This is a genomic window from Novacetimonas sp. GS1 (genome assembly GCF_036686925.1).
GTDB classification, from domain to species: Bacteria; Pseudomonadota; Alphaproteobacteria; order Acetobacterales; family Acetobacteraceae; genus Novacetimonas; species Novacetimonas hansenii.
The window spans coordinates 1,762,206-1,778,690 of sequence record NZ_VSZP01000001.1 but is presented as its reverse complement, the minus strand read 5'-3'; the positions used below and the strand labels follow the sequence as shown (position 1 = coordinate 1,778,690).

Sequence of the window (16,485 nt, the reverse complement as noted above, 5' to 3'; positions counted from 1 at the left end):
AGAACCGCCAGCAGAAAATTCAGGGGACGATATTACCTACCGACTGGTTGTTACGGGTGACATGCTGGATACCGGTGGAAAGATAATCCCACCCGGTCACCAGCGTCAGGGCCGCGGCAACCCACAGCATGATCGCCCCCAGCAGGTTGACCGGCAACCATGTGATATCCAGCAAGCTGGCGGTGCTGTCCCCCGCCAGCAGGAAACCGATGGCAGTCATCTGGAACCCGGTTTTCCATTTGGCAAGGCGCGTAACCGGCAGTCCCACCTTGGTCGTCGCCAGATATTCACGCAGGCCACTGACCAGTATCTCCCGCGAGAGGATGATGATCGCGGGATAGAGCGTCCAATAAGGAAGCCGCGCAAGCCCGGCCAGCACCATCAGGCACGCCCCCACCAGAAGCTTGTCAGCGATCGGGTCGAGCATGCGGCCAAGGTCGGAATTCTGGTGCCATGCGCGCGCCAGCTTGCCATCAAGGTAATCGGTAATCCCGGCCAGGATGAAGATGACGCATGCGGCGCAGTCCGTGCCGGGTGTACTGATGACAACCAGCAGCACAACGACCGGCACAGCAACAATCCGCGACAGGGTCAGGAGATTAGGCAGGTCAGTAAGCATGGTTCACCAGCTATATCCAAGGACAGCGCGAAACAAAAACATCTATAACGCTGGTCTGCCCGCTCATTTGCTCACATCTGCATGACACAAGGTTCATTCCCCGGTCCAGTCGGGATGGAAAAAACCGTATATTGTCCGTGCCGTATCCCGGCTGATGCCCGGTGCGGATTCCAGTTCCCCCAACCCCGCCTGACGCACGCCACGCGCCGAACCGAACCGGTTCAGCAGCGCGCGCTTACGTGCCGGGCCGACACCGGGAATATCATCGAGTTCGGATTTGACCAATGTTTTTGACCGCCCGGCACGGTGTGTCGTGATGGCAAAGCGATGGGCTTCGTCACGCAGGCGTTGCAGGTAGTACAGGACCGGGTCACGCGGGGGCAACTGGAACGGTGGACGGGTCGCGGTGTGAAACCATTCGCGGCCCGCGTCGCGGTCAATCCCCTTGGCGATCCCCACAAGGGTCACATCCGTCACCCCGAGTTCATCAAGCACCGCGCGCACGGCGGAATACTGTCCCGCCCCCCCGTCGATCAGCAGGATATCGGGCCAGTCATCTGGACGTATGCCCTCCTCACGGTCCCGCAGGGCGCGGCTGAAGCGACGCTCCAGCACCTCGCGCATCATGCCGAAATCGTCACCGGGCGTGACCGGCCCCTTGATGGCGAATTTACGATAGGCCCGCTTTTCAAACCCTTCGGGACCGGCAACCACCATCACGCCATATGCATGTGAGCCCATGATATGGCTGTTATCATAGGTTTCGATCCTGCCGGGCGGGTTTGCCAGACCGAAAAGATCGGCCACACCACGCAGCAGACGGGCCTGCCCCGCGCTTTCCGCCAGCTTGCGTTCCAGCGCCTCGCGCGCGTTCAGTTCGGCATGTTCAAGCACCGCGCGTTTTTCCCCGCGTTGCGGATGGATGATCTCAACACGTTTCCCCCGACGCAGTTCCAGCGCACGGCCCAGCAGTTCGTTATCGGAAATGGCGTGATTGACCAGAATCTGGCCCGGTGGCGGCTTGTCGTCATAAAACTGCGCAAGGAATGCCGCCAGCACATCAGCCGCGCCTTCGTCGCGGGCATGGCTGGGGAAAAAGGCGCGATTGCCATTGTTGCGACCGCCACGAATGAAAAAGACCTCGATGCAGGACTGCCCCGCAATCTGCCAGATGGCGACGATATCGGCATCGGACATGGTGGTCGGGTTGATGACGCTGGCGTCCTGCTGCATGGCCGACAGGCCACGGATACGATCACGGATGGCGGCCGCGCGTTCGAATTGCAGCGCGCCTGCCGCCTCTTCCATCTGCCGGACCAGCTCCTCATGCATGCGGGGATTTTTGCCGGACAGGAAATCACGCGCCTGCTGCACCAACGCGCCGTAATCCTCCTGGCTGATCAGATCGACACATGGGGCGGAACAGCGATGGATTTGATGCAACAGGCACGGGCGTGTCCGTGATTGCAGCACGGAATCGGTGCATGAACGCAGCAGGAATGCCTTTTGCAACAGGTTCAGCGTCTGGTTCACCGACCATGCGGATGCAAACGGCCCCCAGTAAGATGCACCCTTGACCGGTTTTCCGCGATGTTTCGCAATCTGGGGGAACTCATGCCGATCGGTCAGGATGATCCATGGATAACTTTTGTCATCACGCAGCAGGATGTTGTAACGCGGCTGCATGCGCTTGATATAGTTGGCCTCCAGCAACAGGGCTTCGGCCTCGGTATGGGTGGTGACGATCTCCATATACGCCGTTTCCGACACCATGCGCCGCAACCGTTCCGGCAACCGGTGAACCTGCGTATAGGACGTGACGCGCTTTTTCAGTGCGAGCGCCTTGCCGACGTACAACACCTCCCCCTTGCGGCCCAGCATGCGATAGACCCCCGGTGACAGGGGCATGGTCTGGAGCGCCTTGTGAATCGCGGCAACCCCCACCGGGGTTGCGCTTTCGTGCGATGGGAGGGCCGGGGAAGTGGGGATCGTGGTGATGGTCTTTTCGTCCGGGATCATTGAAAATCGTTCATCCACCGAAGTTGTGGATAAGTCTGTGGAGCAGAGGCAGATAAAATCATGCGCATGGCGGTTTTCCTCCCCTGCCTTTGGATTGCCCAAAAAAACATCACAACGCATAACCGTTTGATATGAAACAATTATGGATGGATGCAGGACCAAAGGATACCCTTCAGGCACGCAACTTGCTGGAAAACAATGATGTCAAGCCCTCAGGTGAATAAAATTCAGACCTGAAGGCCGTTGAGGGGTATTTCGAGGTTTTCCCATGTGATTTCAAGGCTTCTTTTGGATCTGTTCTACTTTCGTACGAAAGTCTGGACTTCTCCCTCCTGTCCCCACTTTGCATTTTCGTGGAAATGTTGGCGCTTCCTGGCGCGAATTGCCCTTGTCAGGGGCGGGCTGATGGGTAATTCACCCCTATGCGTATCATGACATGGAATATCAATTCGCTTCGTCTGCGCCTGCCCCTGCTGGAGCGGTTATGCGCGGAGAACCAGCCGGATATCGTCTGCCTGCAGGAAACCAAGGTCACGGACGACCTGTTCCCGCTGGACGCGGTGCAGGCGTTGGGATTTCCCCATGTCTGTTTTCGCGGCATGAAAAGCTATAACGGTGTCGCGATCCTCAGCCGCCAGCCCATGCGCATGCTGACCGATACGCCAGACTGGTGCGACAGGGGCGATTGCCGCCATATCGCCGTGGAATACGGAGAAGGCGCGGACGCCGTGACCGTGCATGATTTCTATGTCCCGGCGGGCGGCGATATTCCTGATCCGGTGGAAAATCCGAAATTCGCGCACAAGCTTGCATTCGTCGAGGAAGCCCGCGCATGGTTCGCGCAACGTGATGTCCGCCGAACGGTGGTGGTGGGGGATCTGAATATCGCACCACTGGAACATGATGTCTGGAGCCACCGGCAGCTTCTGAAGATTGTCAGCCACACGCCCGAAGAAACGTCACGCCTGCTGGCATGGCAGAACAGCGGCTTTGTTGACGCCATGCGGCACTTTGTTCCGGCGGATGAAAAGCTCTACACATGGTGGTCCTATCGCAACCGGGACTGGAGCGCGTCCAACCGTGGACGGCGTCTGGACCATGTCTGGGTGACGCCTGACCTTGTGCCAGCATTACGCGACATGTCGGTCCTGCGTCCCGTTCGCGATTGGGAAAAGCCGTCAGACCATGTCCCGGTGATTGTAGACCTGGCGATATAGCCATGCCCGCATAACCATGGCTCCCGTGTCGTGCGCCCCTGTGGTGATGCCCTGTGGTGACGCCCCTTTGCCGTAGGGCCGGGATACCTCACCCGCCGCCAACGGTTTTAAAACGGGCCGTCGATAGGGCATGTCCAAATTTTTCCGGGAAGTGCCCTTTTGAAAACAGGGCACGTGCGGACAGCATTGGGGACCCTGCCCGCCACACACTCCATGCAGTGAAACACTCAGGGTCCCTCACCGCATGACATGAGCTGAAAAAAGCGGGATCAGGCCGCGCTCTTGCCGCCTTCGGGGTCAAGACGATACCCGCCGCCTTCGGTGACAAGCAGCGTGGCATTGGTCGGATCGGGCTCGATCTTCTGACGCAGGCGATAGATATGCGTCTCCAGCGTGTGGGTCGTCACCGCTGCGTTATAACCCCAGACCTCGTTCAGCAGCACCTGCCGTGGCACGGGACGTGTACCGGCGCGATACAGGAACTTCAGGATCGCGGCTTCCTTTTCCGTCAGGCGGATGCGGCGGTTCTTTTCCGTTTCCTGCAGCAGCTTGGCCGAAGGGCGGAAAATATACGGGCCAATGGCAAAAACGGCATCTTCGCTATTTTCGAAAATACGCATCTGCGCACGCAGCCGCGCCAGCAGTTCCGCGATACGGAACGGCTTTGCCACGTAATCGTTGGCGCCGGCATCAAGGCCGCGCACCACATCCGTTTCATCATCCGACCCCGTCAGGATGATAATCGGGATACGCTTCCCCTTACGCCGCAGATCGGCGCAGAAATCCCGCCCGTCGCCATCAGGGAGTGAAACATCAAGGATGATCGCATCGAAACGGGCACCCGGCGCATTCAGCTTTTCCCATGCTTCAGCGACGGACCCTGCCTCGATTGCTTCAAATTCACTTTCAACCTGCAGCTGTTCAACGAGCATTTGACGTAACGTCTGATCGTCGTCCGCTATCAGAATGGGACGTGCACCCGCCATCGAACCCTCTTTATAACTTTGTCCGTTCCGAGATTCGGAATCGGTTATTCGACTTTCATGATACGATAACATGTCGCATCAGGCTGTCGCCCAATGATCGCGAAACCATATCCAGCCATACGCAGGCCGGACATAACACACATGCGACCTTACACAGAGAAATTCATGATACGCGCTATTTTGCAATCGAATACCGGTCTGGACGCACAACTGCATTGCATGAACAGGCGGATCCCCGCAGCCATTGGCGCGAATGGCGTCACACTGCATAAAATCGAGGGAGATCATGCCACTCCGGTTGGAATCCTTCCGCTGCGGCGGGTTTTCTATCGTGCCGACCGGGTCGCGGCCCCGGTTTGCCGCCTGCCGGTGGAACCATTATCGCCGCACGATGGTTGGTGTGACGATCCGGCAGAGAGCGATTATAACCAGTATGTGATCCTGCCACATGCCGGTCGGCATGAACGCCTGTGGCGTGACGATCACGTCTACGACATCATCGTCGTTCTGGGTTACAATGATTCGCCGCCTGTACGCGGACGTGGCTCCGCCATCTTCCTTCACCTTCCCCAGACAGGCGGTCGCCCGACCGAGGGCTGCATCGCGGTGCCCGAATCTGACCTGCGGCATCTGCTGGAAATGGGGCTGTCTGAAATCGAGGTCCTGCCCCCCGGCATGACGCGCTGAATCCCGCGCCCCCTATGCCGCCACAGGGGCAGGGGATGCAACCGGCGGGGGCTGGAATACGATGACCATATCCCCCTCGCCGGCTTCGGAACGGACCTCATCCTCGGCAGAGATGACCCATATCGCCACCCCTTTGCGAATCACCATGAAAACCATCGCATGTCCCTGCGCGATATCATTTTCCTGCAACGGGTCCGTTATAACATGACAGTGGAAACGCCATCCCCTGTCAAAGAGGGAATCAATCATGGAAAAATTCCATGACGGTTCCCCCAAGACCTTGCCCCGCGATTCCCGGCTGACACCACGATACAGGTCAAGCCGTGCCACGCCCGGACTGACCTGGAATACGCGCTGCCGCCCAAAATCCGGGGCCAGCCGCGCACAGACCAGCCCGTTATAGATCGCATCAGGCGTCGCCGCGATCAGATAATCCGCAGGTCGCTCCTCCAGCCGTTCAAGCCCTTCTTCGGACAGGAGTTCGGCCTTCAGGGTCGGCACGCCCTGCCGGTCGGCCTTTTCCAGCGCCCCGGAATAGGTATCGACCAGGACCACCGGAATCCCCTGCTGATGAATGGTGGTCGCCAGATTGGTGGACCATGCATTGGCCCCCATGATCGCCAGCGCGGGTTCATCCGACAGTGTCAGCCGCAGATAGCGTGCCAGTGGCCGGAGGGAAAACCCGTGCAGGATCATGGTCGTGGCGATGACGGCAAACACCGCAGGCGTAATCAGTGCGGCGCTGGGATCACCCGCATCACGCAACTGAAGGCCCGCCGCCCCCGCGACCGCGGCGGCGACGATCCCGCGTGGGGCAATCCATCCAACGAACAGGCGTTCCTGCCATGACAGGTCGGACCGGATGGTGGAAAGGAAAATCCCCAGCGGCCGGACCACGAACAGCACAGTCAGTGTCAGTGCAAGAATCGGCAGAGACAATTTTTGCAGCACATCGCGATGAAGGTCGGCCGTCAGGACGACGAACAGGCATGACACCACAATGACACCAAGGGATTCCTTGATACGGCGCAGTTCGGAAATGCCCACAACATTCAGGTTGGCCAGCGCCATGCCGAACACGGTGGCCGCCATCAGGCCCGTACTCGCCATCACAAGGTTGCATATGGCAGCCATGCTCATGGCAAAGGTCAGGATGATGGGAATACGCAGGATTTCAGGCAGAAGGTCACGACTGGACAGGAATTTGACCAGCAGCGCGGGAAAAATGCCGCAGCCGATCGCAAACATGGTGCTGAACAGCAGGTGTGGCCAGATCTCTATCGCCGCAAGGGAGACATCGCCTGTTGGCGAAGGCTGAAGCAGCAGGAATTCCATGACAAGGGTGGCAAGGATCGCCCCGATCGGGTCGTTGACGATCGCCTCCCACCGCAGGAAGGCCGCGACCCGTGGGCGCAATTTGGTATGACGCAACAACGGCAGCACCACCGTGGGGCCGGTCACGACAATGATCGCGCCGAACAGCCATGACGTCCCCCAATGCAGGTGGCCGACGAAATGCGCGGCAAGGGTGCCCAGCACCCAGTTGATCGGAAGCGCCACAGCCGTCAGCCGCAACACCCCCTCCCCCGAAGTGCGCCATTGCCGCACATTCAGCGCCAGCCCGCCTTCGAACACGATAAAGGCAACCGCCAGCGAAATCAGGGGATGAAAATAGCTGCCGATCGTCGCGGATGGGTGCAGCAGGCCCAAGCCCGGGCCATAAACCAGCCCCAGCGCGAACAGCAGGACGATGGCGGGCAGCCTGAACCGCCACGCGACCCATTGCGCCGCAATGCCGCCCCCCAGAATGCACAGAAGCCCGATCGCCAGATTATGCTGCATGTATGTTTCCCGTATCGTTATGTCCTGTCGGGAACCCCGATGGCGCGGCCCGGAAAAAGAACAGGGCTACGCCGCATCGACCAGTATGGGGCCGACACCCGTCGCATGGGGTCGATATTCGTACATCAGGAGTAAAAAAATCCTGTCAGGCGACACGTTCCATCACGGCGGTAAAAAAGCCATCCGTCCCGTTTCGCAGGGGGGAAAGACTCATTTGCCCCCCCACCAGCAGGCCCGCTGGCATGATCCCTTCGCCCTGGGGGGGCGTCACCAGCCGAAAAGCGGGGTTACGTTGCACAAAGGCCGCGATCTGGTCATGGTTTTCTTCGTTCAGGATGGAGCACGTGGCATAGACCAGCCGCCCGCCCGGGCGCAGCAATGCCGCCGCACGATCCAGAATGTCTGACTGCTTTTCCATCAGTTCGAGCAGATCACTCTCCCGCAGGCGCAGGCGTGCATCTGGATTCCGCCGCCATGTGCCCGTCCCGGTGCAGGGTGCATCCACCAGCACGCGGTCAAAACTGCCCGCACGCCTGCGTGCCCATTTGTCACCCGTTGCCAGAAGATGGCGTTCGGCATTGTGCACGCCGGCACGGCGCAGGCGCCGCACCGCCCCGTCCAATCGCGGTTCGGACACGTCACAGGCGACAATGTGGCCACGATTATTCATCGTCATGGCCATCGCCAGCGTCTTGCCCGCCGCCCCGGCACAGTAATCCAGAACCCGCATGCCCGGCTCTGCCCCCACGGCGGCGGCGACAAGCTGGCTGCCTTCGTCCTGGATTTCAATCAGCCCGGCACGGAACGCTGCGGTGGAGGTCACAGGCTGCCGCCCCGCGACACGCAGCCCCCATGGCGAAAGCGTGGTGTCCTGCGTCGTGATCCCCTCCTGCGCCAAGGCCATGCGCGCAGCTTCCCGCGTGGTCTTGAGCAGGTTGGCACGCAGGTCCAACGTGGCCTCACCCATCATCGCCTGAAGTTCCGCATCGGCCTGCGCGCCAAAGGTGGCCTCCACCCGGGGCAGCAGCCAGTCAGGCACCTCCAGCGTGACCGCCCGTGGCATTTCGGGATGGTCCATCGACTTGCCCCGCAGGAAAGCACACAGGGCACGTTCTTGCGGATCAAGGCGGGACGGCGCGTAACGTTCCCCGCTGAACAGTTCCTCCGGTGTCATCCGGTCCTGACGCGCCAGAACCTCCAGCGCCAGTACAAGGGTGCGCGGCGTGACCGGGGCGTCGGCCCGTTCAATCCACCAGCACAGGCGACGCCAATGGCGCAGGGTATCCCAGACCCGGGAGGAAATGGCCCTGCGGTCCCCCCCGCCGATATACCGGCGTTCGCGGAAAAAAGAATTGGCAACCGCGTCGGCCGGCCGGAACGGCGTGGCCTCCATCGCGGATATAAGGTCGATGGCGGCCGACAGCCGTGCACTGGGGGTCATGGACGTGTAATCGCTTTTGTAATGATGCCGTCAATCCTGCCGGTAATTCGGCGCTTCGCGCGTGATGGACACGTCATGAACGTGACTTTCACGCAGGCCCGCGCCGGTGATGCGGCGGAACCGCGCGCGCTGCTGCAGGTCGGTGACGGTGGCTGAACCGGTATAGCCCATACCCGCGCGCAGGCCGCCCACCAGCTGGTGGATGACAGCCCCCATCGCCCCCTTATAGGCGACGCGGCCTTCGATCCCTTCGGGCACCATCTTGTGGGTGTCCTTGATTTCCTGCTGGAAATAACGGTCGGCCGACCCACGCGCCATCGCGCCCAGGCTGCCCATCCCGCGATAGGATTTGTACGTGCGCCCCTGATACAGGAACACTTCGCCGGGGGCTTCTTCGGTCCCGGCCAGCAGGGACCCGATCATGACGACATCCGCGCCCGCGCCAATGGCCTTCACGATATCGCCAGAGGTACGGATGCCACCATCCGCAATGGCGGGGATATCGAGTTCATGACAGGCGGCCGATGTTTCCATGACGGCGGAAAACTGCGGCACGCCCACGCCCGCCACGATACGCGTGGTGCAGATCGAGCCCGGCCCGATGCCGATCTTTACACAGTCGGCACCCGACTTGATCAATGCGCGCGCCGCTTCCGGCGTTGCGACGTTACCTGCGATAATCTGGATGTCTTCGCGGATGGCCTTGATCTTCTCGATGGAGGTCAGGACGCCACGTGAATGGCCATGGGCGGTATCAACCACGATGACGTCCACCCCGGCGTCAATCAGTTCGCGCGCACGCGTCAGGCCGTCCTCGCCCACGCCGGTCGCCGCGGCACACAAAAGGCGGCCGAGCTCGTCCTTGTTGGCGTTGGGGTGCATCACCGCCTTGTCCATGTCCTTGACGGTAATCAGGCCGACGCAGCGATCCTCGTCATCAATGACCAGCAGCTTTTCAATCCGGTGACGGTGCAGCAACTGGCGTGCCTGCTCCCGCGCGACATCCTGACGCACGGTCACCAGGTTTTCACGGGTCATCAGTTCATAAACGCGCTGTCCCGGATCGGTGGCGAAACGCACATCACGATTGGTCAGTATTCCCACAAGGCGCGTGGTGTCGCGTTCCACAACCGGCAGGCCGCTGATGCCATGGCGCGACATGATGGCGTTCACCTCCGCCAGTGTCTGGTCGGGGAAAACCGTGACGGGGTTGACGACCATGCCGGATTCAAAGCGCTTGACGCGACGGACCTGCTCGGCCTGCTGTTCGATCGTCAGGTTTTTGTGAATGACACCCAGGCCACCGTTCTGTGCCATGGCGATGGCCATGTTATCTTCCGTCACGGTATCCATGGCGGAAGAGACCAGCGGGATATTCAGCTCGATCCGGCGCGTCAGGCGCGTTCTGGTCGAAGTTTCCGAAGGCAGGACGTTGGATTCATCGGGCACCACCAGCACGTCGTCAAACGCCAGGGCCTCGCGGATACGATCCTCGATACGGGGAATGGAAACCGGTTTCGTCGTGGAAGACATGCTGCAGGAACCTCAATCAGACAGTGGAGGGTCCCCAGTGCCGCGGGTACCCGACCGTTGGCGCACCCTCATAAGCCGTGAATCGGGGCCTTGCAAGCGTTGTGCGCATCCTTTGGCCCGGATTCGGCATGGAAAATAAAATGTCAGGGGGTCATCCGCGCCGCACGCCCCCACGCCCTGTCGCCTCATAGGTCGCCAGAACCGTGCCATCATCCGCATCGCGTTCAAGCAACTGAACACCATACCCCCACAGGTCCGCCATGTACTGCAATGTCCTGCGCGCGTCATCGGCATGGAACTGGTGCCCCCGCGTCGTGCGGTGTTCCAGTGTCAGCATACGGTCGGTATGCATGTTGGCGCCGGTGATCTCGATTTCCGCATTCATGTTGGCGGGATCGTGGTTCTGCGCCACCGTGCGCCGGATATCGCGATATCCGGCGTCATCATGGATCGCATCCACCAACAGGTATGGCGCTGCGGTATCGTCATGGATGCGGAACATGCGGAACCTGCGCATCACAGCAGGGGACAGATATTGCAGGATGAAGCTTTCGTCGCGAAATTCGGCCCATGCATGTTTCAGGGTTTCGATGGGCCGGTCATTGCCCGCGATTTCAGGGAACCATGCACGGTCCTCTGCCGTGGGCGACGTGCAGATACGTGCAATGTCACCCATCATCGCAAAGCCCAGCGCATAGGGATTGAACGACGGCCCCCCGCCCGCGTCAAAATCGGGTTGCGTGATGACATTGCTGGTGGAATGGATCGCCTCCAGATACGACGCGTCGTCGATACGCCCGTTTTCATGCAGGCGACGCATGATGTAATCATGAACCCATGTCGCACATCCTTCGTTCATCATCTTGAGCTGTGGCTGGGGATAAAAATACTGTGCGATCATGCGCACGATGCGGATGACCTCGCGCTCCCACGGGGCAAGCAGCGGCGCATGTTTTTCAAGAAAGTAGAGCAGGTTTTCTTCCGGCAGGCCAAGGCGCCGGCGCATCGGGTCGTTCGATGTGGTGTCGGGCTGCTGCTCTTCATCGACGGGCACGGTGCGCCACAGGTCGTTAAAGGTCGCCTCCTCATGCAGGCGTCGTGCCTGTGCGCGCTGCTGTTCCGCACGCAGGTCAAGGCGTCTTGAGCCCGAATGGCGATGCACCCCCTGCCCCTGCAACGCATGGGCGGCGTCAAGGATACGTTCCACCGCCGCGATGCCGTGACGTTCCTCGCACTGGTGGATATAGCCACGCGCGAATTCCAGGTAATCGAGGATTTCCGACGCGTTGGTCCATTCACGGAACAGGCGGTTGTTATGAAAGAAATGATTGTGGCCGAACGCGGCATGCGCGATCACCAGCGTCTGCATCGTGGCGGAATTTTCCTCCATCAAATAGCTGATGCACGGGTCGGAATTGATGACGACCTCATACGCCAGCCCCATCATGCCCCGGCGATAGGCATTTTCATGGGCAATGAAACGTTTGCCCAGCGACCAGTGCCGATAGCCAAGCGGCATGCCATGGGCGGTATAGACATCCAGCATCTGTTCAGACGTGATGATTTCCAGCCGGTTGGGATAGGTCGTCAGGCCAAGTTCACGTTCCGCGATGTCCGCCACGGCATCATAGCAGTCGCGCAATATCTCGAAATTCCAGTCGTTGCCCTGATAGAGCAGGCCGGAGCATGTGCCTGTGACAGGGGATGCGGGGCGAAGGTCCATCATGCGTTTTCCCTTTCAGGCTGCTGCGAGAAGAGGTCACGAAAGACAGGGAAGATATCCTTGCGTTCGGTGACACGCCGGACGGCAAGGTGGGGAACATGCATGGAAATATCGTGATAGGCACGCCACAGGTCGGTCTGTCCCCGGATCACCGCGCCAGAGGCCGAAACCTCGATATAGGCGAAATACTGCACGTTCGGCAGGATATCCCCGGTCAATATGCCGCAGGCACGGGCCATGTCCGAAGGCAGGTTGTCACCGTCGGATACCTGCGCCGCATAGATGTTCCAGCTCTGGACCGGATAGCGCTTCTTTTGGATATCAGCCATCAGTTCAAGCGCTGAGGACACCAGCGTGCCCCCTGTGCTGGGGTCGTGGAAGAACGTATTTTCATCCACCTCTTCCGCCCGTTCGGCATGGCGCACGAACACGATATCCAGCGTGCGGTAACGCCGTTCAAGGAATACGTGCAGCAATGCGAAAAACTGCTTGGCCAGATCCTTCATCCGTTCGGTCATGGAGCCGGAAACATCCATCAGGCAGAACATGACCGCCCGTGTGACGGGCTGTGGCACCACGGCGTGGCGGCGGTAACGCAGGTCAACGGGGTCCACCCACGCAATGCGTGCAAGCCGACGCTGCATTGTTGTGCGCTGTTCACGCAACTGATGCAGTTCATCAAGGTCGTGCGCACTTAACGGGCGTTGCGCCTCCAGCGCCTCGATGCGCTGTTCCACCTGCACCATTTCATCGGGGCGCGGGCGACGCAGGCCGATACGCCGGGCAATGGACCGGCGCATCGTGCGCGACAGGTCCAGTTGAGATGGGGACCCCTCGTTACTCAGCCCCGCGCGCATGGGGGCCGTCGTCTCGGTCGTGGACAGTTCACGCTTGACCAGGTCAGGCAGTTCAAGATCGTCCAGGAACAGATCGAGGAATTCCTCCCGGCTCAGGACAAAGCGGAAGCTGTCTTCCCCTTCCCCCGCGTCCGACGGGTTTCCCTCCCCCGTGCCGCCACCGCCCTGACCACCGGCAGGAGGACGTTGCAGTTTGTCGCCACGGCAGAACTCCTTGTTCCCCGTCAGGATGAAGTGACGGCTGCCCCCGCTGAAAACCCGGTGGAACGAGGGTTCATGCAGCGCATCCGCCGGTACGGTGACGCTTCTGTCATGTCCGGTCTCCTGTATGCTGCCGTGCGCTATGGCCTCGCGCACGGATTTCTGGACGGCGTCGCGGGCGCGTTCGATCACGCGACGCCGGTTCTCGATATTTTTCCCATGGGGATTGGAACGTCTGTCAATGATGTCCACTGCGCATTACCACCATGTTCCATGTGTCAGGCCGACTGCTTGACCCGCATGTACCATTCAACCAACCGACGGACCTGGCGTTCCGTGTATCCCCGCGCAATCATGCGCCCCACGAATTCATCGTGCTTGTGCCCGGTCTCACGGTCCTTTTTTGAACCGAAGCTGATGACCGGCAACAGGTCCTCCACCTGGCTGAACATCCGTTTTTCAATGACGTCGCGAATTTTCTCGTACGATGTCCATGACGGGTTGCGTCCGGCATTGTTCGCGCGCGCGCGCAGGGCGAACTTGACGACCTCGTTACGGAAATCCTTGGGGTTGGCGATGCCCGCGGGCTTTTCCGTCTTCGTCAGTTCGGAATTGAGCAGGTCGCGGTTCAGCATCTGCCCCGTATCTGGGTCCTTGAAGTCCTGATCCTCGATCCAGGCGTCGGCATGTTCAAGATACCGGTCAAACAGGTTCTGGCCATAATCGTTATAGCTTTCCAGATAGGCTTTCTGGATCTCGTGCCCCAGATATTCGGCATAACGCCCGGCAAGGTCGGATTTGAGGGTGGCAAGATATTGCGCCTCCACCTCTGCGGGGAACTGTTCGCGCCGGATGGCATGTTCAAGCACATACATCAGATGCACCGGGTCGGCGGCGATTTCCGTCGGGTCATGGTTGAACGTGGCCGACAGCACCTTGTAGGCAAAGCGGGTGGAAATGCCGTTCATCCCCTCGTTCACGCCGGCCGCGTCGCGATATTCCTGCATCGTGCGGGCCTTGGGGTCGGTCTCCCTGATGTTTTCCCCGTCATAGACCCGCATCTTTGCGAACTGGGTGGAATTCGGATGGGGTTTCAGGCGCGACAGGACGGCAAACCGCGCCAGCATCTCCAGCGTATTGGGCGCGCACGGGGCCTGTGACAGGCTGGATGTGTCGATCAGCTTGTCATAGATCTGCGCTTCCTCGCTGACGCGCAGGCAGTACGGCACCTTGATGACGCAGACGCGGTCCAGGAACGCCTCGTTGGAACGGTTGTTGCGGAAAGCCTGCCATTCGGCCTCGTTCGAATGGGCAAGAATGACACCGGTAAAGGGGATGGCCCCGATATTTTCCGTGCCGACATAATTCCCCTCCTGCGTGGCCGTCAGCAGCGGATGAAGCATCTTGATGGGGGCCTTGAACATCTCCACGAATTCAAGGATGCCCTGGTTGGCACGGTTCAGCCCGCCGGAGAAGCTGTAGGCGTCGGGATCGTTCTGGCTATAGTTCTCCAGTTGCCGGATATCGACCTTTCCCACCAGGGCGGAAACGTCCTGGTTATTGTCATCCCCCGGTTCGGTCTTGGCGATCGCGATCTGGCGCAGGCGGGAGGGATGAAGTTTCACCACGCTGAAACGCGACAGGTCGCCGTCGAATTCCTCCAGCCGCTTGATGGCCCACGGGCTTGCAATACCCGTCAGCAGGCGTCGCGGGATGCCGTACTGCGCCTCCAGCAACGGTCCCATACGTTCGGGATCAAACAGGCCAAGCGGGCTTTCGAAAACCGGGCTGATGTGACGCCCGGCCTTAAGCGCATAGATCGGCTCTTTCTCCATCAACGCCTTGAGGCGTTCGCCCAGCGATGACTTGCCGCCCCCCACCGGCCCGAGAAGGTAGAGGATCTGCTTGCGTTCCTCCAACCCCTGCGCCGCATGCCGGAAAAAGCCGACGATCTGTTCGATCGTCTCTTCCATCCCGTAAAAATCGGAAAATGCGGGATAGGTCCGCACCGTGCGGTTCATGAAGATGCGCGACAGGCGCGGGTCGCGGGACGTGTCGGTCGTCTCCGCCTCTCCGATCGCGCGGAGCATGCGTTCCGCCGCAGTGGCGTAACAGGAAGGATCGACCTTGCAATGTTCGAGATAGTCGGACAGCCCCATTTCGACTTCGCGGTGTTCATCGCGCATTGCCGTCGCAAGGGAGAAGACATTGAACTCATTTGCCATCAGCAGATTTCTCCGAAATCAGCAGGGTTCGGGGTGAACCGTAGGATGAGTATGCGTCGTATCTTTTGCCTGGGCCCCCTTCATGCAGGGGGCAGAGTTTCAGCAACCTGTCGTTCTGGTCTGGCGATGATGGACACGACCGCTCGCCTGCATGGGCGTGGTATCGTGAGGCCGGGCATTATTGCCCTGATATAACCTAGTGATTTTGTCACCCCGTAAAGAACGGGTCCCGATTTGCAGGATCGGCCCGTCTGTTTACGCTATCGCCGGGGATGTGCCGGATTCAACCTAAATCTTCACAATGAACCATCGGTAGGGTCTGCGTCATGTAGCCGCCAGGCCCGTCAGGTCAGGTCCGCAGGGTCAACCCGTCATAGGCGGCCTCGACCCCGGCCGGAAGATGCCGCTGCATCCAGGCCCAGTCCATGTCCGGCCCCATATGGGTCAGGACGGTACGACGCGGGCGGATACGTTCACGCCATTCGAATACGCGTTCCAGCCAACCGTGGGAGACATGGGTCGTACGCTGGAAACAGCCGACCACCCACGTATCAACGCCATGGAGGATATCAAGCGCGGTATCGTCAAGTTCCGCCACGTCCGTACAATAGGCCATTGGCCCCACACGCAGGCCAAGCGTCAGGGTATGGCCATGCACCTGCCTGAAAACATGCACATTCATGCCTGCGATCATGGCTTCGCCCCCGGCTTCGATCACATGGGGCGTCAGGACCGGGCGATAGAAGGAAGGGGGCGTCCAGGGGCGAAAGACATAATCGAAGCGCGTGACCAGTTCGTCGATGACATCGCGCGTGCCATAGGCGGGAATCGGACGACCGATGATGCGGTTGATTGCACGCAGTTCATCCAGCCCGGCGATATGGTCCGCATGGGCATGGGTGTACAGCACCGCGTCGACACGTGTAATCCGCTGCGCCAGCAATTGTGCCCGCAGGTCCGGCCCCGTATCGACCAGCAGCGCATTGCCCGTATCATCACGCAGCAGCACCGATGAACGCAGACGTGCATTGCGCGGTTCGCACGGATCACACAGGCCCCAGTCCCCTGCCCCGTCCACCCCGCCGACCATTGGCACCCCGGCGGAGCCACCACACCCCAGAATGGTCATTTCCAT

General features: G+C 60.1%; 12 protein-coding genes. 2 read left to right on the top strand and 10 right to left on the bottom strand.

The genetic code is table 11. The features are described 5' to 3' along the window. Nucleotides 1-19: 19 nt before the first annotated feature. Nucleotides 20-619, bottom strand: a complete 600-nt coding sequence (gene pgsA, locus FYB92_RS08160; protein ID WP_003620370.1) for a CDP-diacylglycerol--glycerol-3-phosphate 3-phosphatidyltransferase — start codon at nucleotides 617-619, stop codon at nucleotides 20-22. 93 nt (nucleotides 620-712) lie between these two features. Beyond that, nucleotides 713-2,638, bottom strand: coding sequence for an excinuclease ABC subunit UvrC (uvrC, locus tag FYB92_RS08155; RefSeq protein ID WP_003620371.1), 1,926 nt, complete (start codon nucleotides 2,636-2,638; stop codon nucleotides 713-715). A 422-nt stretch (nucleotides 2,639-3,060) separates the two neighbouring features. On the opposite strand from uvrC, the gene xth reads away from it, so the two are divergent. After that, on the top strand, nucleotides 3,061-3,855 hold the full coding sequence (gene xth, locus FYB92_RS08150; RefSeq protein WP_062808996.1) for an exodeoxyribonuclease III: 795 nt from the start codon (nucleotides 3,061-3,063) through the stop codon (nucleotides 3,853-3,855). A gap of 269 nt (nucleotides 3,856-4,124) precedes the next feature. On the opposite strand, the gene FYB92_RS08145 is transcribed toward xth, so the two are convergent. Continuing rightward, complete coding sequence (locus FYB92_RS08145) at nucleotides 4,125-4,841, bottom strand: response regulator transcription factor (protein ID WP_003620373.1); 717 nt, start codon at nucleotides 4,839-4,841, stop codon at nucleotides 4,125-4,127. 219 nt (nucleotides 4,842-5,060) lie between these two features. Between FYB92_RS08145 and FYB92_RS08140 the strand changes: the two genes are divergently transcribed. After that, nucleotides 5,061-5,528 (top strand): L,D-transpeptidase, encoded by a 468-nt coding sequence (locus tag FYB92_RS08140; protein WP_081254484.1) that lies wholly within the window; start codon nucleotides 5,061-5,063, stop codon nucleotides 5,526-5,528. Between the two features lie 12 nt (nucleotides 5,529-5,540). On the opposite strand, the gene FYB92_RS08135 is transcribed toward FYB92_RS08140, so the two are convergent. From FYB92_RS08135 to FYB92_RS08105, 7 genes are all read right to left on the bottom strand, one after another. Continuing rightward, complete coding sequence (locus tag FYB92_RS08135) at nucleotides 5,541-7,370, bottom strand: sodium:proton antiporter (RefSeq protein WP_332828454.1); 1,830 nt, start codon at nucleotides 7,368-7,370, stop codon at nucleotides 5,541-5,543. A 145-nt stretch (nucleotides 7,371-7,515) separates the two neighbouring features. After that, nucleotides 7,516-8,811, bottom strand: coding sequence for an RsmB/NOP family class I SAM-dependent RNA methyltransferase (locus FYB92_RS08130; protein WP_332828453.1), 1,296 nt, complete (start codon nucleotides 8,809-8,811; stop codon nucleotides 7,516-7,518). 30 nt (nucleotides 8,812-8,841) lie between these two features. Then, nucleotides 8,842-10,344, bottom strand: coding sequence for an IMP dehydrogenase (gene guaB, locus FYB92_RS08125; RefSeq protein WP_003620379.1), 1,503 nt, complete (start codon nucleotides 10,342-10,344; stop codon nucleotides 8,842-8,844). Nucleotides 10,345-10,495: 151 nt separating this feature from the next. After that, nucleotides 10,496-12,070, bottom strand: coding sequence for a SpoVR family protein (locus FYB92_RS08120; RefSeq protein ID WP_003620381.1), 1,575 nt, complete (start codon nucleotides 12,068-12,070; stop codon nucleotides 10,496-10,498). Further along, nucleotides 12,067-13,377 (bottom strand): YeaH/YhbH family protein, encoded by a 1,311-nt coding sequence (locus FYB92_RS08115; RefSeq protein WP_332828452.1) that lies wholly within the window; start codon nucleotides 13,375-13,377, stop codon nucleotides 12,067-12,069. The genes FYB92_RS08120 and FYB92_RS08115 overlap by 4 nt, the downstream gene beginning before the upstream one ends. Before the next feature lie 26 nt (nucleotides 13,378-13,403). Continuing rightward, nucleotides 13,404-15,350 (bottom strand): PrkA family serine protein kinase, encoded by a 1,947-nt coding sequence (locus FYB92_RS08110; protein ID WP_003620383.1) that lies wholly within the window; start codon nucleotides 15,348-15,350, stop codon nucleotides 13,404-13,406. A 349-nt stretch (nucleotides 15,351-15,699) separates the two neighbouring features. Next, nucleotides 15,700-16,485, bottom strand: a complete 786-nt coding sequence (locus tag FYB92_RS08105; protein ID WP_062809001.1) for an MBL fold metallo-hydrolase — start codon at nucleotides 16,483-16,485, stop codon at nucleotides 15,700-15,702.

Excerpts from the sequence above, each read along its gene's own strand:
- FYB92_RS08120 (WP_003620381.1), bottom strand. The coding sequence starts at position 12,070 with ATGATGGACCTTCGCCCCGCATCCCCTGTCACAGGCACATGCTCCGGC.
- FYB92_RS08145 (WP_003620373.1), bottom strand. The coding sequence starts at position 4,841 with ATGGCGGGTGCACGTCCCATTCTGATAGCGGACGACGATCAGACGTTA.
- FYB92_RS08105 (WP_062809001.1), bottom strand. The coding sequence starts at position 16,485 with ATGGAAATGACCATTCTGGGGTGTGGTGGCTCCGCCGGGGTGCCAATG.
- guaB (WP_003620379.1), bottom strand. The coding sequence starts at position 10,344 with ATGTCTTCCACGACGAAACCGGTTTCCATTCCCCGTATCGAGGATCGT.
- xth (WP_062808996.1), top strand. The coding sequence starts at position 3,061 with ATGCGTATCATGACATGGAATATCAATTCGCTTCGTCTGCGCCTGCCC.
- uvrC (WP_003620371.1), bottom strand. The coding sequence starts at position 2,638 with ATGATCCCGGACGAAAAGACCATCACCACGATCCCCACTTCCCCGGCC.
- FYB92_RS08140 (WP_081254484.1), top strand. The coding sequence starts at position 5,061 with ATGAACAGGCGGATCCCCGCAGCCATTGGCGCGAATGGCGTCACACTG.
- FYB92_RS08130 (WP_332828453.1), bottom strand. The coding sequence starts at position 8,811 with ATGACCCCCAGTGCACGGCTGTCGGCCGCCATCGACCTTATATCCGCG.
- FYB92_RS08135 (WP_332828454.1), bottom strand. The coding sequence starts at position 7,370 with ATGCAGCATAATCTGGCGATCGGGCTTCTGTGCATTCTGGGGGGCGGC.
- pgsA (WP_003620370.1), bottom strand. The coding sequence starts at position 619 with ATGCTTACTGACCTGCCTAATCTCCTGACCCTGTCGCGGATTGTTGCT.
- FYB92_RS08110 (WP_003620383.1), bottom strand. The coding sequence starts at position 15,350 with ATGGCAAATGAGTTCAATGTCTTCTCCCTTGCGACGGCAATGCGCGAT.